Consider the following 18,867-nt stretch of genomic DNA (forward strand, 5'->3'; position numbering starts at 1 on the left):
GGTTAGTCCCTCCCCCTTGTGGGGAGGGGTTGGGGAGGGGTTTCTCTGGACGCAAACCTTGCCTTCCTCACGTCGCATAAACCCAATCCCAAAAAGCCTCTGCGTCATTCTGACGAATAGACTGGCAATCTGCTTTCAATGTAACTATATTGTATGCATACATAATGAGGCATTGAATGGATTTGCCGATGCCTCGCAAACGCTGAAAGCGAGATCGCCATGGACGCCGAATATCCTCCTCTCCCTCCGATGCAGACCGGCATCCGGGGCCGCTGCCCGCGCTGCGGACAGGGGCATATGTTCAAGGGTTTCCTCACGCTGCAGAAGGAATGCGAAGTCTGCAGGCTGGATTATTCCTTCGCCGATCCGGCGGATGGCCCTGCCTTCTTCGTGATCTGCTTCGCCTGCGTGCCGAGTGTGCTGCTCGGCGTCTGGCTTGAAGTTGCCTTCTCCGCGCCGCTTTGGGTCCAGCTGCTGGTCACCGGTCCCTTCATGTTTGCCACCTGTATTCCGCCATTGAGACCGCTCAAGGGATGGCTGGTCGCAAGCCAGTATTTCTACAAGGCCGAAGAGGGCAAGCTCGCTTGATCCCGGAGAGCCAAAGATCCGTACCTGTCAGGCACACTGACCCCTGGTATGAAAGGCCGTTCGAAACGTCGAGCGGCCTTTTTGCTGTCCGGGCCGCCCTGGAAGCCAAAATGCCGCAGGAAACGAGTACCCAAGTCCCTTGCGCTTAATGTACTGATCGGTACAATGCATGACGAAAGGTACAGATCAATCAAGGAGACCAGGTATGCCTGCACCGCTTCCTCCCTTCACTCGTGAAACTGCAATCCAGAAGGTCCGCCTTGCCGAAGACGGCTGGAATAGCCGCGATCCGCAGCGCGTGTCGCTCGTCTACACGCCCGAAAGCCAGTGGCGGAATCGCGCCGAATTCGTCACCGGCCGTGCCGAGATCGTCGCTTTCCTCACCCGCAAGTGGGTAAAGGAGCTGGATTACCGGCTGATCAAGGAGCTCTGGGCTTTCACCGATAACCGCATCGCCGTGCGTTTCGCCTATGAATGGCATGACGACAGCAACAACTGGTTCCGTTCCTACGGCAACGAGAACTGGGAATTCGATGCCGAGGGCTTGATGCAGCGCCGTTTCGCCTGCATCAACGATCTGCCGATCAGGGAATCGGATCGCAAGTTCCACTGGCCGCTGGGCCGGCGGCCCGACGATCATCCGGGCCTTTCCGACCTCGACCTCTGAGGCCGAGGTGACCCAAAGGTGAAGCGTGAAGACGGTTTATGAACGTGCCGATGTCGTGCCGCTGCTTGCCGAGGTCTTCCGCGAGCTCGGCTACGAGGGCACGACGCTGAGCCGCATCACCGAGCGCACCGGCATCGGCAAGGGCAGCCTCTATCACTTCTTTCCCGGCGGCAAGGAGGAGATGGCGGCCGCCGTCCTTGCCGATGTCGACGGCTGGTTCGAACGCGCTATCTACGAGCCGTTGCGCCGTGACGATGCGAAGGCGGCGATCGATGCGATGTGGGCGAATGTGATGGACTATTTCCGCTCGGGCAGCCGCATCTGCCTCGTCGGCGCCTTTGCACTCGATGAAACGCGCCAGCGCTTCTCCCCCGCTATCAGGGATTATTTCGTTCGCTGGATCGAGGCGCTGCGCCAGGCGCTGGTCCGCGCCGGCTGCGCCGAAGATGCCGCCCTTGCCGCGGCCGAAGAGGCTGTCTCCGGCATTCAAGGTGCGCTGGTGCTCTCACGGGCTCTGGATGACAAGGAAATGTTCCGCAGAACTTTGGGCCGGCTGGCCGGCAGGCTGGCTGCGACGAAACTTGGGAGATAGGCAAACTTGGGAGATAGGCGATGGCCGCTGCCTTGGCAGGCGCACGAATGCCGGCGCCGCGGGGAGCTGCGGGTGAGGGTTCTACGGCGCCGCGCGTCTTTTCAGACGCGCAAAGGACGCTGTAGCACTTTAGATTGCTGGATAATCTCATCCCCAAATCGATTCCGATTTAGGGAATTATGCGACATGGCGTCCTCACCCGTCATGATTGTGTTTAAGCGTCGTTCTGGGAGGGCAGGCGGACCGGGCGCGGATTCTCGCGCTGCGTGCGTACCTGGCGCCACTCGTTTTCCATCTGGTCGACGACGTGCTGGGGGATCCTGGTCGGAGTTTCTGCGGTGGTCTGCATCGTATACCTCTGTTCCTCAGCAAGGGTGTGCTTACGGATTGATGCATTGCACAACAAAAACCGCGTGTAAATCGACCCCGGTCACACTTGAAACGATTAAAAAAATTTCAATCGATTAAGCCGGCGTTAACCACAGCAGACCTCGGAGAAGCGTATCATGACTGCCTCACTCGATCGGCAATTCTTCTTCGACACGGTACAGCACGCGCTGTTCAAGGGCAGTCTCGCGCCGGCCCAGATCGAAGGCATGAATGCGATCCTCGACTACTGGGACGCGAATTTGGCGACTGCAGACCGGCGCTGGCTGGCCTATATATTAGCGACGGCGTTTCATGAGACCGCTTACACGATGCAGCCTGTGCGCGAGACATTGGCAACGAGCGATTCGCGCGCCGTCGAGATCCTCGAATCCGCCTTCGCGTCCGGCCGGCTCTCCTGGGTAAAGTCGCCTTACTGGCGAGCGGACGAGGACGGCAAGTGCTGGCTCGGCCGTGGGCTGGTGCAGCTTACCCATAAGCGAAACTACGAGGCGATGAGCGACGTGACCGGCATCGATCTCGTCGCTGAGCCCGATCGTGCCATGGAAATGGCGCCGGCTGTGACGATCCTGATCGAGGGCATGCTGCGCGGCAGCTTCACCGGTCATCGGCTTTGCGATCACCTCAATGAAGAGCGGGAAGACTGGGTCAATGCCCGCCGCATCGTCAACGGCACCGACAGGGCGGAAAAGCTTGCCGGCTATGGACGGGTTTTCCTCGCGGCGATCCGATCACATCCAGCTCTTTGAACGGAGGGCATAGGCTTGACGCGGCATTGTGGCCCGGTTGAAGGCCCGGGCGGCGCGTGTTATCGCCGGGCTTGGGCCTTGAGAGCCCGGGCTTGGAGAATTGCCACAGGAGTGCCCCGCTTGATCCGCCATATCGTCTTCTTCACCGTGCCGGAGGAAAACCGCGAAGCGGTGCGCAAGGGGCTCTCCATCCTGACAGGCATTCCGCATGCGCTGAAGCTGGAGATCGGCGAAAACGTCAAGACGGACCAGTGGGGCAACGCGGTCGATTTCGTCGTCTACGGCGAATTCGAAAGCGAGGAAGCGCTGGCAGCCTACAAGGCGCATCCCGACTATGACCGTTCCACACGCACCGTAAAACCGCTCCGTGATACCCGGACTGCAGCGGATTTCGATAGCGGCAGGGCGGTCACGAGGCCCCTGCGGGATTGACGCCAACGGTTGCGCCGGTCTAACCGGTTGAATCTGAATAAGAATATTCGATAGTACCCGCTTATGTCGGGAACTTTCGGGCTAAGTCATTGATTCTGAATAAGTGACGCATCAGGCCTGGACTTTTTTATAGTAATTTTCATTCAGCAAAGACTGCTTCTATTTTGAAATTTCCTTATGCGAAATTATGAGGCTAAGTGGATCACTTATTCAGGATCAATGACTTAGCCCGAAAAACACGGCAAAAAAGGCAAATTTCGAAAATTCTTATTCAGGATCAAATGGATAGGGGGACTCAGGAGACAATGCCGGCGGCAGATGATTCAATCTGTGAAGAACCTGAATCAGTCTTTTAGAGAAGAACTGTAAATGATTCAGAAGCTTAATGGATTGACCGCTCTCGATGCCGCAGGAGCGGGCTCCTTTCGCCTGACAGCAGGCACCGGTTCTTCGGCTGCTTATGAGAATATTCTAATTAACGGATATTAAGAATGGCTGATCTTGAGCGAAGCATCAGCCGCTGGCAGGCGAGCGCCGCCTTGCCCCCTGCCGGTCAGGCCGGCTGCGCGCTCGGCCTTGCGCTGCGCACCAATGCCATCAGCATCAGCACGAAAACCAGAGCGATGGCCGCAAGCACTGCGCAGGTTATGATCGTCGGGCCGGCGCCGGCGCGGTCGAGGAAGGCGGTGAAGATGACGGGTGCGATGGCGTTGGCGAGGTTCTGCGGCATCGACAGACGGGCAGCCTGCAGCCCATATTCCTTGGCCGAGAAGAGGGCGAGCGGCAGAAGCGCGCGGGCAACCGCCAGCACCCCTGAGCCGAAACCGTAGAGCAGCACGAAGGTGATGAGCAACGGTATCGACGGCGAAACGAGGAAGAGCATCAGGAAGCCGAACAGCATCAGGCTGACGCCCATAATCGATGTCAGGATCGGATTGCCGCGCCTGCCGAGCAGCATGTCGAGCGCGCGCGCCGAAATGCCGATCACGCCGCGGGCCGAACCGAGCTGCAGGGCAAGGGCTGGCGATGCGCCGGTCTGACGGAGAATTTCGAGCAGCGATGGAGAGACGCCGAAAGTGATGAAGGTGCAGAGCGTGGTGGAGACGGCAATCAAAAGGAACGCCTTGCGGCGGTCGGCCGGCGAAAGCGCCACCGACGCTGTTTCGGCCGCTGCCCCCTGTATATGGCTTGCGACCGGCTTCGGCAGACCGAAGAGATGCAGCGGCAGGCAGACGAAGAACTGCAGGCCTGCGGAGATGAGAAAGGTGATGCGCCAGCCGAAAGTCTCGTTGAGCAGCGTCAGGATCGGCCAGAAGATGGTCGCCGAAAGACCGGTAAACAGCATGAGGATGGCGATGACGCGTTTGCCGTTTACCCCTTCGCGCTCCACGACGGCCGTGTAGCAAGGCGCCGAAAGGCCGAGCGCGCCGCCAAATCCGATCACGACCCAGGCGATGGCATAGGCAACGATGTTTGTCGTGGCGGCAAGCAGCAGCAGACCGATCGCGAAGGTGATCGACGAGGCGGCCAGCACTTTCGCCGCGCCATAGCGGCCGAGCCAGCGCCCGGTGACCGGACCGGCAAAGGCGCTGATCACCATCATGATTGTCAGTCCGGCAAAAATCGCTTCGTTCGGAAGCCCCAGGGAAGGCGCGATGACACGGCCCATGACCCCAAGCATGTCGAAGGTCGTGCCCCAGCCGATCAACTGGGTGACTGCCAGCACGCCAACTAATTGCGCTGTACGAAGCGGAAATGATGTCTGCATGATTCTGAAATGACGAAAGGGGCGGTAAAGCGATAGCAGTTTCAACCATTCGGTGAAAGGTTTGATGGAACAGATGCCGTGCGAATTTGGCCGATACCGAGATTTCCCTTGTGGCTGAGGGACATGCGCCAATCATTCGGGAATTATGCATATTTCCCGCAATAGTCGAGAATTGTTCTAAAAAACCTGCGTTACCGTGCATTCATTTGCCATTCAGGTCGCTTGAGTACATATTCGGGCCAAGTTGGCACTACATTGAAAGCACAGCACATGGCCTCTCTTCTGAGCGTCGCAGCACTGGCCGCCGGCCTGGCGGTTTCGGCGCCCTCGCCGGACGATACGCACACGCTTGTCCTGCGTGTGTCGGGCGATTGCAGCGCCGCGGCCCAGCAGGTCGTGGAGGAGACGGGCGGCCAGCTTCTTTCCGTGCAGCCGGTGGGCAATACTTGCATCATAACCGTTCTCGTCCAGGGTAACGGCCAGCGTCCGCGCAAGGTGACGGTAAAGGTTCCGATGTAAGCGGAATCGGCTTATCAAGGTTCCAGTGATTTGCAGCGGAAGAAGGCGAAACGATGCGCATTCTGGTAGTCGAAGACGACGTCAATCTGAACCGGCAGCTCAGCGACACGCTGAAAGAGGCGGGCTATGTCGTCGATCAGGCCTTCGATGGCGAGGAAGGCCATTTCCTCGGCGACACCGAGCCTTATGACGCGATCATCCTCGATATCGGCCTGCCGGAAATGGACGGCGTCACCGTACTCGAAAAATGGCGCGGCGCCGGCCGCACGATGCCGGTTCTGATCCTGACTGCCCGCGACAGGTGGAGTGACAAGGTCGCCGGCATCGATGCCGGTGCCGACGACTATGTGACCAAGCCCTTCCATGTCGAAGAAGTGCTCGCCCGCATCCGCGCGCTCATCCGCCGCGCCGCCGGCCACGCCTCCTCGGAAATCGTCTGCGGCCCGGTGCGGCTCGACACCAAGAGCTCAAAGGCAATCGTCAACGGCGTGGCGTTGAAGCTCACCTCGCACGAATACCGGCTGCTTGCCTATCTCATGCATCACATGGGCGAGGTTGTTTCTCGCACGGAGCTCGTCGAGCATATGTACGATCAGGATTTCGACCGCGATTCCAATACGATCGAAGTCTTCGTCGGCCGCCTGCGCAAGAAGATGGGTGTCGATCTGATCGAAACGGTGCGCGGGCTCGGTTACCGCATCCAAGCGCCGACCAATGCGAATTAAGTCGCTCACCGCACGCGTGCTGCTTCTGACCACAGTCTGGTCGACGGTGGCGCTGGTGGTGATCGGCCTGCTGATTTCGACGCTCTACAGACGAAGTGCCGAGCGCGGCTTTCAGGACCTGCTGCGCGCCCAGCTCTATAATGTCATCAATTCCGTGACGATCGGCGATCAGGGCGCGCTGTCTGGCAGCCCGCAGCTCGGCGACCTGCGCTTCGCCCAGCCGAAGACCGGTTGGTACTGGGTGGTCGAGCCGCTCGGCACCTATACGACCGCACCGCTCGTCTCGCCGTCGCTGGGTTCCGCGACGATCCCTGTATTGTCGGTCGTCGAGGCGCCCTTCGACAAGAATTACGAGCGCTATTATCAGGTGATGGATGCCTCCGGTAACCGCGTGCAGGTGGCAGAAACGGAAGTGGTGCTCGACACCGATGGCCGTGCCGCCCGCGTCCGTGTGACAGGCAATGTCGATGTCGTGGAAGACGATGTCCGCAATTTCTCCCATCGCCTCTATCTGGCGCTTGCCGGCTTCGGTGTGGGCAGTCTCATCGTCAATGCGCTTGCCATTCTCTACGGCCTCAGACCGCTGGATAAGGCCCGCGCCGCCCTGGAGCGCATTCGTGCGGGCGAGAGCGAGCAACTGAAGGGTGATTTCCCCCGCGAGATCCTGCCGCTTGCCAACGAGGTCAATGCGCTGATCGACAGCAACCGCCGCATCGTCGAGCGGGCGCGCATGCAGGTTGGCAATCTCGCCCACTCCCTGAAGACTCCGATCGCGGTGCTGCTCAACGAAGCCCGCGTGCTTGAGAGATCGCATGGCGATCTCGTGCGCAACCAGGCCGAGGCCATGCAAGGCCAGGTGCAATCCTACCTCAACCGCGCCCGCATCGCCGCCCAGCGCGAATCCGTGCTTGCGCGTACCGATGCCGAGCCGGCGCTGGAACGATTGGTGCGCGTCATGCGCCGCCTGAACGTCGATACCGAATTCGAGCTGATCGTCCAGCCGCCGCACCTGGCTGTCGCCATGGAGCAGCAGGATCTCGAGGAAACGGTCGGCAACCTTCTGGAAAACGCCGCCCGTTTTGCCAAGAGCAAGGTGCGTCTCTCGGCGGTCGAAGCCGGTGATGACGTGAAGGGAATAGAGGCAAGTCCCCGCAAGCATTGGGTGGAGCTTGCCGTCGAGGATGACGGTCCGGGGCTGGAGCCCGACCAGATTCGCGAGGCGCTGAAGCGCGGGCGCCGGCTGGACGAGAGCAAGCCTGGTACCGGCCTCGGCCTCTCCATCGTCACGGAGATTTCCAACGAGTACCAGGGCCGTCTGGAGCTCACGCGCGGGGAGTGGGGCGGGCTGAAAGCCAAGCTTATCCTGCCGGGTGTGACAAAGGATGTTGCATGAGCAACTGCTTGATGTCACAAAGATAGTGGCAAATGTATAGCATGCATTGCCTTAATGCTGACACGGGGACACTGCACTTCGATCGGCTCAACTGACACCCCTGATCGTGGTTCGATTGCAATGACTCTAAGTTCGCAAGGCATGATCGTTTCTTCCCTTCTCGTCATCGTTGCGCTCTCTGGCTGCACGACGACGAAGGGCGCTACGACAACGCATGGTCTCTTTGGCGGCGGCAAGCCCCCGGGTTCGGCTGCTTTCATCTCTGCCTTGCAGGGCGGCATCGTCGGCCGCACCGCCATAGAGCTTGGCGATAGCGACAAGCAGCGGGCGCTGGAAGCCGAATACCGCGCGCTCGAAGGCGCTGCCGTCGGCCAGCCGGTTACCTGGACCGGCCGTGATGCCAAGGGCAGCGTCGTAGCCGCCGCACCGTATCAGGTCGGCTCGCAGAACTGCCGCCAGTATACCCACACGGTAACGGTGGACGGCAAGGACACGCTGGCGCGCGGTGCCGCCTGCCGCAACGAAAACGGCACCTGGTCGCCGCTCGGCTAGAGCAATTCCAGTAAAAGTGTGCAGCGGTTTTGCGTCCGGAATTGCGTGATGCTCTGATCTCTCTTGCCCGTTATCCTTGCGGCCAAAAGCCTCAAATCTTCGTCAACACGGCATTGCCAGTTGGAATGAAGGCGCGCTTCAAGTAATTGGGCCGATATGCTGTTCTGGATTCTCGTGGCCGTCCTGACGGCGGCTGTTGCCGCCATCCTGCTTTACCCTCTTTTGCGTGGAGCGAAGGCGGCCGAGGATACGCGCGCCGGTGAGGCGGCCGTCTATCGCGATCAGTTGCGCGAACTCGACAGGGATCTCTCGAGCGGCCTGATCAGTGCCGACGAGGCCGATTACGCCCGCGCCGAGATCGGCCGCCGGCTGATCGCCGTTTCCGGCACCGTTACGGCCGAAGCACGCAAGCCCGCAAGGCATCACCGCCTGACCGAAGCCTTCATCGTGCTGCTCCTACCCGTCATCGGGCTCTGTCTTTACATCAATACCGGCAGGCCCGACCTGCCGTCGCAGCCGCTGGAGGCGCGGCTTGCCAATCCCGGCAATGACATGGCCGTTCTCGTCGCCAAGGCGGAGCGTCACTTGGCGCAGAACCCCGACGACGGAAAGGGCTGGGATGTACTGGCGCCGATCTATTTCGGCACCATGCGTCTGTCCGATGCCGAGACCGCCTATCGCAACGCCATCCGCCTGCTCGGCCCAAGCCCCGCGCGTCTCGATGGTCTTGCCGAAACGCTGATGGCGATCTCTGAAGGCGTGGTGACGGAAGATGCGCGCAAGGTGCTGGAACAGTCGCTGGCGCTTGAGCCGAACAACCCGCGTGCGCGTTTTTACGTTGCCCTGAGCATGGAGCAGGCGGGCCGGCCGGAAGAGGCGCGCGACGCCTTCGAGGCACTGGCGAAGGTTTCACCTGCCGATGCCCCCTGGCTGCCGCTGGTCAACGAGCATATCGCCAAGAACGGCGGCACGGTTGCAGCGCAAGTGCCGCCTGCCACCCCACCTTCGGTTCCGGGCGGGCCATCGGCCGAGGATGTGGCGGCGGCTGCGACGATGAGGAGCGGCGACCGTCAGCAGATGATCCGTGGCATGGTGGAGAGCCTGGATGCCAAACTGTCTGCCGATCCTGACAATTTCGAGGGCTGGATGCGTCTTATCCGCTCCTACGCCGTTTTAGCCGACAAGGAGCATGCCGCGGATGCGCTTAAGCGCGGGCTTGCCGCCTTCCCGGCATCGGGCGATCAGGGCAGGCAGTTGCTGGCGCTGGCAAAAGAACTCGGCATCGCCCCGGAAAGATCGGTGGCCACGGAAGGATCGGTGGCCCCGGAAGGAAAGAGTGCCACGGAAGGAAAGAGCAAATGACGCGCAAGCAGAAACGCCTGGCGGTGATTGCCGGCGGCATGAGCTTCATCCTCGCCGCCGTGCTGCTCGTCATGTTCGCCTTCAGCCAGTCGGTCGCTTATTTCTATATGCCCGGCGATCTCGCCAAGACGCCGGTGGCGCCCGGCACCCGGATCCGCCTCGGCGGCCTCGTCGGCGCGGGCAGCGTCCTGCGCGGCGAGGGTTCGGTGGTGCGCTTTGCGGTGACCGACCCGAGCGGAGAGATCGTCACTGTCCGCTACCAGGGCATCCTGCCGGACCTGTTCCGCGAAGGGCAGGGGGTGGTCACCGAAGGCACGTTCGAGACCGGCAGCAATATCTTTACCGCCGATACCGTGCTTGCCAAGCATGACGAGACCTATATGCCCAAGGACGTCGCCGACAGGCTGAAGGCGCAGGGCCTCTGGGAAGAGGGCAAGGGAGGTTCACCGCAGGGTCAGCCGCCGCAAGCTGCGGAAGCCAAGGCTCAGGAAGCAAAGAGCCAGGAAGCCCGCGCGCAAGAGACAAAGGCCCAAGAGACAAAGGCCGAGGAAACGAAGGCCCAGGAAACGAAGGCGGCACCATGATCATCGAGATCGGCCATTATGCGCTGGTACTGGCGCTCGCAACCGCGATCGTCCTGTCGCTCGTGCCCGTGATCGGTGCCAGGCGCGGCGATCAGGCGATGATGGATGTCGCGCCCTTGGGCTCCATCCTGCTCTTTGGCCTCGTCGCCTTCTCCTTCGGCGTGCTCACCTATGCCCATGTCGTCTCCGACTTCTCGGTCGAGAACGTCTGGGAGAACTCGCATTCGCTGGTGCCGCTGATCTACAAATATTCCGGCGTCTGGGGCAATCACGAGGGCTCGATGATGCTCTGGCTCTTGATCCTGGCCCTGTTCAGCGCCTTGGTCGCGATCTTCGGCCGCAATCTGCCCGATACGCTGAGGGCCAATGTTCTCTCGGTCCAGGCCTGGATCTCGGTCGCCTTCATCCTTTTCATCCTGTTGACCTCGAATCCCTTCGCCCGCCTCGATCCGGCCCCTGCCGAAGGCCGCGACCTCAACCCGGTGCTGCAGGATGTCGGGCTGGCCATCCATCCGCCGCTGCTCTACCTCGGCTATGTCGGCTTCTCGGTCTGCTTCTCCTTTGCCGTCGCCGCCCTTCTCGACGGCCGTATCGATGCGGCCTGGGCGCGCTGGGTGCGGCCCTGGACGCTCGCTGCCTGGACTTGTCTGACGCTTGGCATCGCCATGGGCTCCTACTGGGCCTATTACGAGCTCGGCTGGGGCGGCTGGTGGTTCTGGGATCCGGTGGAGAACGCCTCCTTCATGCCCTGGCTTGCCGGCACGGCACTCTTACATTCCGCCCTCGTCATGGAAAAGCGCGAGGCCTTGAAGATCTGGACGGTGCTGCTGGCGATCCTGACCTTCTCGCTGTCGCTGATGGGCACCTTCCTGGTGCGCTCCGGCGTGCTGACCTCGGTGCATGCTTTCGCCAGCGACCCGAGCCGCGGCGTCTTCATCCTCTGCATCCTCCTGATCTTCATCGGCGGGGCGCTGGCGCTGTTTGCCTTGCGCGCGCCGCTTCTGTCGGCCGGCGGTCTGTTTGCGCCGATCTCGCGCGAGGGTGCGCTGGTCGTCAACAACCTGATCCTGACGGTTGCCTGCGGCACGGTTCTGACAGGCACGCTCTACCCGCTGCTCCTGGAGACGCTGACCGGTGACAAGATCTCCGTCGGCCCGCCCTTCTTCAACCTGACCTTCGGCCTGTTGATGGCGCCGCTTCTCATCATCGTGCCCTTCGGGCCGCTGCTTGCCTGGAAGCGCGGCGATCTGCTCGGCGCGCTGCAGCGGCTCTATGTCGTGGCCGGTCTCGCCTTCGCCGCAGCCCTCGTCTTCTTCTATCTCCAGCATGGCGGCCCGGTCATGGCCGTGCTCGGGCTTGCTGCCGGCCTGTTCCTGATCTTAGGCGCTGGCGCCGATCTCTGGTATCGCGCCGGCATCGGCAAGGTGAAGGCCGGTATCGCCTGGCGAAGGCTTTCCGGCCTGCCGCGCTCGGCCTTCGGTACGGCACTCGCCCATGCAGGCCTTGGCGTCACCGTGCTCGGCATCGTCGCGGTGACCACCTTCCAGAGCGAGCACGTGGTCGAGATGAAGCAGGGCCAGGCGACGGAGGCCGGCGGCTACAGCATTCTCTTCGACGGCATTGAGCCGGCGACCGGCCCGAACTATAGCGAGGACCGCGGCCATTTCTCGATCCGCCGCGGCGGCGCAGAGATTGCCGATGTCTGGTCGGCCAAGCGGCTCTATACCGCAAGGCAGATGCCGACGACGGAAGCCGGCATCCTGACCTTCGGGCTCAGCCAGCTCTATGTGTCGCTCGGCGACGCGACGAAGGATGGCGGCATCGTCGTGCGCATCTGGTGGAAGCCGTTCATTCTCTGCATCTGGGGCGGGGCGCTCGTCATGGCGGCAGGCGGCTTGGTGTCGCTGACCGACCGGCGCCTGCGCGTCGGGGCGCCGAGCAGGAAGGCGAAGACAAAGACTAATGCCGCAGCACCTGCGATGGAGCCGGCGGAATGATCAGGCGTTTCCTCCTCGTCCTGACCCTGATCCTGGCGGCCGCACCGGCCTTTGCCGTCAACCCGGACGAGATGCTGGCCGACCCCGCGCTCGAAGCCCGTGCCCGCACATTGTCTGCCGAACTGCGCTGCATGGTCTGCCAGAACCAGTCGATCGACGATTCCAATGCCGATCTCGCCAAGGATCTGCGCCTTCTCGTGCGCGAGCGCATCACCGATGGCGACAGCGACGACGAGGTGCTGAACTATATCGTCTCGCGCTACGGGGAATTCGTGCTGCTGAAGCCGCGCTTCAGCCTGCGGACACTCTTGCTCTGGGGCGCGCCCGTGCTGCTGATCCTCGCCGGTGGAGCCTCGCTCATCGTCTTTGCCCGCAGGCGAGCCGGCAAACCCACCGGCAGCAAGCTCACCGCAGAAGAACAGGCAAGGCTCGACGAACTGCTGGAAAAGTGAAAACCATTCCGCCGCATAAGCCGCGGAATGGCTGGTCTTCAAGCTTTCCGATAGGGAAATAGCGCCCGCACGGCAGGATCGCGCAGCCACAACCCACCCCACATGAACAGCCCGAGATAGATGCTGAACAGGACATGGCTGAAGAGCGGACTTCCGGCCCGGATCTGTGTCGCCATCGCACCGCCGAGCAGGCCCATCATCAGCACTGCACCGAACACGCTCGTCTGCGGGATGAGGTAGAGCAAGAGGCAGGTCAGCTCGATCAGGCCGATCATCAGCACATAGCCGTTCGGCCATCCGAGCTGGGTCATCGTTTCCTCGGCAATCGGCAGGCCCAGAAGCTTGGGCGCAATCGATGCGCCGAGCATGAAGAGCGTGAAAAGCCCGGTCAGCCCGCGACCGGTCCAGATCATGGCTTTTTCGCTCATGGCCCTTTCTCTCATGATTCGCCCGCCGGGAGCGTGTTGACCATCCAGGGTGTGCCGAAGCGATCGGTGAACATGCCGAAGCCCGGCGACCAGAAGGTCGCATTGAAGGGCATGGTCACCTTGCCGCCCTCCGAGAGCGCGTCGAAGACTCGCCTGGTCTCTGCTGCATCCTCGCTGTGATAGGTGGCGCTGAAGCCGCCCATATCCTCCTGATATCCGAGAGGTGCGTCACAGCCCATCAAGGACTGGTCGCCGACATCGAGCCAGGCATGCATGATCTTGTCCTTGAAGGACGGATCGATCGGCATGTCGCCGGGCGCTTCCCCGAAAGTGTGCATGGCCGTCAGCTTGCCGCCGAGTACTTTGGCGTAGAATTCGAAGGCCTGCCGGCATTCGCCTTTGAAGACGAGATTCGTTACGAGTTTCATGCTTCTCACTCCCTTTGATGTCCTTGCCTTGCGATCCAGCTTTCCAGCCTGCCGAAGGTGCTTTCCCAGCCATAGCGATGCCCGGTGACGCTCTCTTCCGATTTCAGGTCCGCATGGGTGAAATCCATCCGCGTGCGGCCGTCGGCCAATTCCTCGAAGGTGACGGTCACCAGTGTCACGACTGGCTCGCCGTCCTCGTGCGATCCCTCCCACTGGAAGGTGAAGGAGAGGCGCGATGGCTCTTCGATCTCCTTATAGACGCCGCTCTGCCATAGCAGACGGCCGTCTTCCGCATTCTTCAGGCATGCCCTATAGGCCCCACCGACGCGCAGATCCTGCACGACGCTGACGGCCGGCCATTCGACAGGACCGAGCCATGCGACAACCATCTCCGGCCGCGTCCAGGCCGCCCATAAAAGAGCACGCGGTGCATTGAATATCCGCTGCATGTGCAATGTGGGGCGCGACAGCTGATCGGCCATGATAATCCCCTTGTCGTGATGGAAGATGCGGGTCAACGGTCAATTGCCCCGGCCGCTGTCGTCCGCTTTCTGGATCTTTTGAAGATATCCATCCAACCGGTCGAAGCTCGATTCCCAGAAACGCCTGTATTGCTCCAACCAGTCGGCAATGCTCTTCATCGCCATCGGCTCCAGCTTGGCCGGCCGCCATTGCGCCTCCTTGCCCCGGCTGATGAGGCCAGCCTTTTCCAGCACTTTCAGATGTTTCGAGACTGCCGGAAGGCTCATGTCGAAGGGGGCGGCGAGTTCGTTGACCGAAGCCTCGCCTTCGGCCAGCCGCGCAATGATCGCCCGGCGGGTGGGGTCTGCGAGGGCTGCGAAAGCGGCGCTCAAAGTGTCGGTCTGCATGATGGCCTCGTATGTAACTTTACGGTTAAATAAAGGCCGGAAACCGGAGTGTCAACCGATCGGTTAAATACGGCCTTTCACATCTCGCGTGCAACCAAAAGAATGTCGGCACATTACGAATTTTTCATGGACCGGACAGTTCGCAGTAAGGTGCGGCGTCCTATATCTCGGTCCATCACTGATCCGGCATCGCCGGAACGAAGGTCTGAACAAGAAGAGAAGGTGCTCTCATGCTGAAAAATTTTCGCGGACGTCCGTCCCTCAAAACGGTGCTCCAGGCGTCCACCGTTGCCGGTCTGGCAGCCGCCGTACTCGCAACCGGTATCCCTGTCGAGATCTCCCGTTCCTATGCCGAGGCTGTCAATGTCCAGTCTCCTTCGGTTCCAAGCTTCGCCAATGTCGTTGACGCCGTTTCCCCGGCCGTCGTTTCCGTCCGCGTCGAAAGCCGCGTCAAGCCGGCCTCCGACGATGGCGACGGTTTCACCTTCGATTTCAACGGCCGCGGCTTCGATGATCTGCCCGACGCTCTGAAGCCGTTCTTCCGCCAATTCGGCGAACAGGGCCACCAGGGCCAGAACCAGCAGCGCCGCTTCGGCCAGCCTGGCGGCCCGGGCCGTCTGCGTCCGGTCGCTCAAGGGTCAGGCTTCTTCATTAGCGAAGACGGCTACATCGTCACCAACAACCACGTGGTTTCCGATGGCTCCGCCTTTGTCGCTGTCATGAACGACGGCACCGAGCTCGATGCCAAGCTGATCGGCAAGGACCCACGCACCGATCTCGCCGTGCTGAAGGTCGATGGCAAGGGCCGCAAGTTCACCTATGTCAACTGGGCCGATGACAACAAGGTTCGCGTCGGTGACTGGGTCGTCGCCGTCGGCAACCCCTTCGGCCTTGGCGGCACGGTCACGGCCGGCATCGTTTCGGCCCGCGGCCGTGATATCGGCTCCGGCCCCTATGATGACTACCTCCAGGTCGATGCAGCCGTGAACCGCGGCAACTCTGGCGGACCGACCTTCAACCTCAACGGCCAGGTCGTCGGCATCAACACGGCGATCTTCTCGCCATCGGGCGGCAGCGTCGGTATCGCCTTCGCAATCCCGGCCTCCACCGCTAAGGATGTCGTGGCCGACCTGATGAAGGACGGCACGGTTTCGCGCGGCTACCTCGGCGTTCAGATCCAGCCCGTCACCAAGGATATTGCCGACTCCCTCGGCCTCTCCGAAGCCAATGGCGCTCTGGTCGTTTCCGCACAGGAAGGCACGCCAGGCCAGAAGGCCGGCATGAAGACCGGTGACGTCGTCACCGCCGTCAATGGTGAACCGGTCAAGGATGCCCGCGATCTCAGCCGCCGCATCGGGGCCATGACGCCCGGCAGCAAGGTCGAGCTTTCGGTATGGCGTTCCGGCAAGGCTCAGTCCGTGACCGTCGAGCTCGGCACGCTGCCGGCCGACCAGCAGGCTTCTGCAGAAGACGAAAACGATCAGCAGCAGGCTCAGCCGCCGGCTTCCGAGAAAGCGCTTGCCGATCTCGGCCTGACGGTCGGCCCCTCCGATGACGGCAAGGGCCTCGCCATCACCGGCATCGATCCGAATTCGGATGCTGCCGACAAGGGCATCAAGGAAGGCGAAACGATCACCTCGGTCAACAACCAGGAGGTCTCCAGCGCCGACGATGTCGTCCGCGTCATTAACCAGGCCAAGAAGGACGGCCGCACCCGCGCGCTGTTCCAGATCCAGTCGAAGGACGGCAGCCGTTTCGTCGCACTTCCGATCAACGGTCAGGGCTGATCTCGGCCCTCAGAAGGCAGGAACCGCGCAGACGTAAAGGCTGTGCGGTTCCAAATTCTCCAGATCTGCCAAATTCTTCACATGCGAAGGACGACCGCGATGCCCACCGCACAACAGGAAGATGCTTTGAACCTTGCCGAAACGCAGCCGGCGGTTAATGTCGGCCGCATGAAGATTCTCATCATCGAAGACGATCTGGAAGCGGCGGTCTATCTCACGAAAGCGTTTCGCGAGGCGGGCATCGTTGCCGACCATGCAAGCGACGGCGAGAGCGGCCTGTTCATGGGATCGGAAAATACCTACGACGTTATCGTCATCGACCGTATGCTGCCGCGTCGCGATGGTCTCTCTGTCATCAGCGAGTTGCGACGCAAGGGCGTCCATACGCCCGTTCTCATTCTTTCCGCCCTCGGCCAGGTCGACGACCGAGTGACCGGCCTGCGCGCCGGTGGCGACGACTATCTCCCGAAGCCCTACGCTTTCAGTGAGCTGCTTGCCCGCGTCGAAGTGCTCGGCCGCCGAAAGGGCACACCCGATCAGGACGTCGTCTATCGCGTTGGCGATCTCGAGCTCGACCGCCTTTCCCATGAGGTCCGCCGCGGCGGCAAGGAAATCCCGCTGCAGCCGCGTGAATTCCGCCTGCTGGAATATTTGATGAAGAATGCCGGTCAGGTGGTCACCCGCACCATGCTGCTGGAAAATGTCTGGGATTACCATTTCGATCCGCAGACCAACGTCATCGACGTGCATGTCTCGCGCCTGCGCTCAAAGATCGAAAAGGACTTCAGCCAGCCGCTGCTGAAGACGATCCGCGGCGCGGGTTATATGATCAAGGATGAGGGATGAGCCGCTTCTGGGTTCTCTTCAAGTCCACAGCAGTCCGCCTTTCGGCCCTTTATATTCTGCTCTTCGCCATCTGCGCCGCAACGCTCGTCGTCTATGTGACGGCGATGTCGGAGCGGCTGCTGTCGGGCCAGATCCGCGATGCGGTTGCCCAGGAGGTGACGCAGGTGCAGCGTGCCTATGACGCCGGTGGGATGAACCTGCTTCTGCGCACGATGGAGCGGCGTGCCCGCCAGCCGGGCGCCAATCTCTATCTCATCGCCGGCCCCTCGGGCGATATCCTCGCCGGCAACGTCGCCTCCGTACAGCCGGGTGTCTTCGAGGAACAGGGCTGGACGTCGGTGCCCTTCACGTATCAGCGCTACACCGATAGCGGCGTCGTCTCGCATATGGCAATTGCCAACATCTTCGTTCTCGACAACGGCCTGCGGGTGCTGATCGGGCGCGACCTCGGCGAGCCGGAGCGTTTCCGCAAGTTGGTGCGCCAGGCGCTGATGATCGCGCTCGCCATCATGGGTCTAGGTGCCATCATCATCTGGTTCGGCATCGGCCGCAACGCACTGAAGCGCATCGATCGCATGTCGGATGCCGGCAAGAAAATCATGGCCGGCGATCTCTCGCAGCGTCTGCCGGTCAGCGGTTCGGGCGACGAGTTCGACCGGCTCTCCGTCTCGCTGAACAGCATGCTGGAACGCATCGAAAAGCTGAACGAAGGCCTGCGGCAGGTATCGGACAACATCGCCCACGACCTGAAGACGCCGCTGACGCGGCTGCGCAACAAGGCCGCCGATGCGCTCGACATCGAGGACGGCCAGGTGCGCCGCAGCGCGCTGGAAGGCATCATTTCCGAATCCGATCAACTGATCCGCACCTTCAATGCGCTGCTGATGATCTCTCGCGTAGAGGCCGGCTCCGTCGCCGCCGAAATGTCGCCGATCGAACTGTCGGCCATCGTCGCCGACAGCGCCGAACTCTATGAGCCGGTCGCCGACGAAGCCGGCATGGCGCTGATCTCGGAAATCGAGCCCGGTCTTGAGATCCTGGGTAACCGCGAACTGATCGGCCAGGCGATCTTCAACCTGCTCGACAACGCGATCAAATATTCTGCCGATACCGAAGGGGCAGGCTCCGTTTCGGTGAAGCTCAGACGCCGTCCCGACGGCATCTGCCTCTCCGTTGCCGATCACGGCCCGGGCGTCCCGCCCGACCGGCGCGAGGACGTGCTGAAGCGGTTCGTGCGCCTGGACGAGAGCCGTTCGAAACCGGGCACCGGCCTTGGCCTCTCGCTGGTCGAGGCGATCATGGAGCTCCATGGCGGCACGCTGGAACTGTCCGATACCGAGCCCGGTCATGCCGAACGCCCCGGCCTCACCGTCAGCTTGGTTTTCCCCGCCAGGGCGGCCTGATTTTCCTGGCAATTTTCATATTGGCGCTTTCGTTTCGACACCCTAGATCTTTTCTTGGTCAGATTGAAGCATTCTGCCGGAGCAGGGTTTCGTCAGGGCAGAAGCGATTGGCGAACGGCATACCCCAAGGTACGTCCGAGCCGATCGCTTCTGATCCTGGCGGAAAGATGCCCGGCCCTAGCTGGTTTGCAAGCAAACCAGCGGGGTTGGCTGAAACGGGCCGCCTGATCGACCGGCCGGCTTGGCCGTAGATCTGGGCTACGACGCGCGCCGGCCGGTCGACCACCCGACTCCGTTTGAGCCAACAGAATGTTTCAATCTGACCAAGAAAGGATCTAG

22 protein-coding genes are annotated in these 18,867 nt (G+C 61.5%); 16 read left to right on the forward strand and 6 right to left on the reverse strand.

The annotated features are described in order from the left end of the window. The first annotated feature begins 219 nt into the window (after positions 1-219). The 5 genes from JNB85_RS10885 to JNB85_RS10905 all read left to right on the forward strand — a co-directional run bounded on the left by JNB85_RS10885 (position 220) and on the right by JNB85_RS10905 (position 3,415). Positions 220-588: a DUF983 domain-containing protein gene (locus tag JNB85_RS10885; RefSeq protein ID WP_220334379.1), complete on the forward strand. Its 369-nt coding sequence runs from the start codon at positions 220-222 to the stop codon at positions 586-588. A 205-nt stretch (positions 589-793) separates the two neighbouring features. Then, a complete protein-coding gene (locus tag JNB85_RS10890; RefSeq protein WP_220334380.1) occupies positions 794-1,255 on the forward strand; it encodes a nuclear transport factor 2 family protein in 462 nt (153 codons plus the stop codon). Between the two features lie 25 nt (positions 1,256-1,280). Further along, the gene (locus tag JNB85_RS10895) at positions 1,281-1,847 is read left to right on the forward strand and encodes a TetR/AcrR family transcriptional regulator (RefSeq protein ID WP_220334381.1); all 567 of its coding nucleotides are present in this window, start codon (positions 1,281-1,283) and stop codon (positions 1,845-1,847) included. 506 nt (positions 1,848-2,353) lie between these two features. After that, complete coding sequence (locus tag JNB85_RS10900) at positions 2,354-2,983, forward strand: hypothetical protein (protein WP_220334382.1); 630 nt, start codon at positions 2,354-2,356, stop codon at positions 2,981-2,983. Positions 2,984-3,103: 120 nt separating this feature from the next. After that, on the forward strand, positions 3,104-3,415 hold the full coding sequence (locus tag JNB85_RS10905) for a Dabb family protein (RefSeq protein WP_220334383.1): 312 nt from the start codon (positions 3,104-3,106) through the stop codon (positions 3,413-3,415). A 553-nt stretch (positions 3,416-3,968) separates the two neighbouring features. On the opposite strand, the gene JNB85_RS10910 is transcribed toward JNB85_RS10905, so the two are convergent. Next, on the reverse strand, positions 3,969-5,183 hold the full coding sequence (locus JNB85_RS10910) for an MFS transporter (RefSeq protein ID WP_220334384.1): 1,215 nt from the start codon (positions 5,181-5,183) through the stop codon (positions 3,969-3,971). A 270-nt stretch (positions 5,184-5,453) separates the two neighbouring features. Between JNB85_RS10910 and JNB85_RS10915 the strand changes: the two genes are divergently transcribed. The 8 genes from JNB85_RS10915 (at position 5,454) to JNB85_RS10950 (ending at position 12,767) form a co-directional block, all read left to right on the forward strand. After that, on the forward strand, positions 5,454-5,702 hold the full coding sequence (locus JNB85_RS10915; protein WP_220334385.1) for a hypothetical protein: 249 nt from the start codon (positions 5,454-5,456) through the stop codon (positions 5,700-5,702). 53 nt (positions 5,703-5,755) lie between these two features. Then, positions 5,756-6,427 carry a response regulator transcription factor gene (locus JNB85_RS10920; protein WP_220334386.1) on the forward strand — a complete coding sequence of 224 codons (672 nt, stop codon included), beginning with the start codon at positions 5,756-5,758 and terminating at the stop codon, positions 6,425-6,427. Then, positions 6,417-7,820 (forward strand): sensor histidine kinase, encoded by a 1,404-nt coding sequence (locus JNB85_RS10925; protein WP_220334387.1) that lies wholly within the window; start codon positions 6,417-6,419, stop codon positions 7,818-7,820. The genes JNB85_RS10920 and JNB85_RS10925 overlap by 11 nt, the downstream gene beginning before the upstream one ends. A gap of 120 nt (positions 7,821-7,940) precedes the next feature. After that, complete coding sequence (locus tag JNB85_RS10930; RefSeq protein WP_220334388.1) at positions 7,941-8,372, forward strand: hypothetical protein; 432 nt, start codon at positions 7,941-7,943, stop codon at positions 8,370-8,372. A gap of 156 nt (positions 8,373-8,528) precedes the next feature. Then, positions 8,529-9,734, forward strand: coding sequence for a c-type cytochrome biogenesis protein CcmI (gene ccmI, locus JNB85_RS10935; RefSeq protein ID WP_220334389.1), 1,206 nt, complete (start codon positions 8,529-8,531; stop codon positions 9,732-9,734). Beyond that, complete coding sequence (gene ccmE, locus JNB85_RS10940; RefSeq protein WP_220334390.1) at positions 9,731-10,318, forward strand: cytochrome c maturation protein CcmE; 588 nt, start codon at positions 9,731-9,733, stop codon at positions 10,316-10,318. Before ccmI ends, ccmE begins: the two co-directional genes overlap by 4 nt. Beyond that, positions 10,315-12,315 carry a heme lyase CcmF/NrfE family subunit gene (locus JNB85_RS10945; protein WP_220334391.1) on the forward strand — a complete coding sequence of 667 codons (2,001 nt, stop codon included), beginning with the start codon at positions 10,315-10,317 and terminating at the stop codon, positions 12,313-12,315. The genes ccmE and JNB85_RS10945 overlap by 4 nt, the downstream gene beginning before the upstream one ends. Further along, on the forward strand, positions 12,312-12,767 hold the full coding sequence (locus JNB85_RS10950) for a cytochrome c-type biogenesis protein (RefSeq protein ID WP_220334392.1): 456 nt from the start codon (positions 12,312-12,314) through the stop codon (positions 12,765-12,767). The genes JNB85_RS10945 and JNB85_RS10950 overlap by 4 nt, the downstream gene beginning before the upstream one ends. Before the next feature lie 38 nt (positions 12,768-12,805). Here the strand turns inward: JNB85_RS10950 and JNB85_RS10955 are convergent, their stop codons facing one another. Genes JNB85_RS10955 through JNB85_RS10970 form a run of 4 tightly spaced genes read right to left on the reverse strand, consistent with a single transcriptional unit; the run spans position 12,806 to position 14,492 of the window. Beyond that, positions 12,806-13,195, reverse strand: a complete 390-nt coding sequence (locus tag JNB85_RS10955) for a DoxX family protein (protein WP_220334393.1) — start codon at positions 13,193-13,195, stop codon at positions 12,806-12,808. Positions 13,196-13,206: 11 nt separating this feature from the next. Next, positions 13,207-13,623: a VOC family protein gene (locus JNB85_RS10960; protein WP_220334394.1), complete on the reverse strand. Its 417-nt coding sequence runs from the start codon at positions 13,621-13,623 to the stop codon at positions 13,207-13,209. A gap of 5 nt (positions 13,624-13,628) precedes the next feature. Next, positions 13,629-14,105, reverse strand: coding sequence for an SRPBCC family protein (locus JNB85_RS10965; protein ID WP_220334395.1), 477 nt, complete (start codon positions 14,103-14,105; stop codon positions 13,629-13,631). Between the two features lie 39 nt (positions 14,106-14,144). Next, positions 14,145-14,492, reverse strand: a complete 348-nt coding sequence (locus tag JNB85_RS10970; protein ID WP_220334396.1) for an ArsR/SmtB family transcription factor — start codon at positions 14,490-14,492, stop codon at positions 14,145-14,147. A gap of 230 nt (positions 14,493-14,722) precedes the next feature. Between JNB85_RS10970 and JNB85_RS10975 the strand changes: the two genes are divergently transcribed. The 3 genes from JNB85_RS10975 to JNB85_RS10985 all read left to right on the forward strand — a co-directional run bounded on the left by JNB85_RS10975 (position 14,723) and on the right by JNB85_RS10985 (position 18,528). Then, entirely contained in the window at positions 14,723-16,279 is a 1,557-nt protein-coding gene (locus JNB85_RS10975; protein WP_183744588.1) for a Do family serine endopeptidase, read from the forward strand. Between the two features lie 99 nt (positions 16,280-16,378). Beyond that, a complete protein-coding gene (locus JNB85_RS10980) occupies positions 16,379-17,125 on the forward strand; it encodes a response regulator transcription factor (RefSeq protein ID WP_275957762.1) in 747 nt (248 codons plus the stop codon). Next, entirely contained in the window at positions 17,122-18,528 is a 1,407-nt protein-coding gene (locus JNB85_RS10985) for a sensor histidine kinase (RefSeq protein ID WP_220334397.1), read from the forward strand. The genes JNB85_RS10980 and JNB85_RS10985 overlap by 4 nt, the downstream gene beginning before the upstream one ends. 58 nt (positions 18,529-18,586) lie before the next feature. On the opposite strand, the gene JNB85_RS31100 is transcribed toward JNB85_RS10985, so the two are convergent. Continuing rightward, complete coding sequence (locus JNB85_RS31100; RefSeq protein ID WP_338050325.1) at positions 18,587-18,814, reverse strand: hypothetical protein; 228 nt, start codon at positions 18,812-18,814, stop codon at positions 18,587-18,589. Between the last annotated feature and the right edge of the window lie 53 nt (positions 18,815-18,867).

The organism is Rhizobium mesosinicum (genome assembly GCF_019511345.1).
GTDB classification, from domain to species: Bacteria; Pseudomonadota; Alphaproteobacteria; order Rhizobiales; family Rhizobiaceae; genus Rhizobium; species Rhizobium mesosinicum.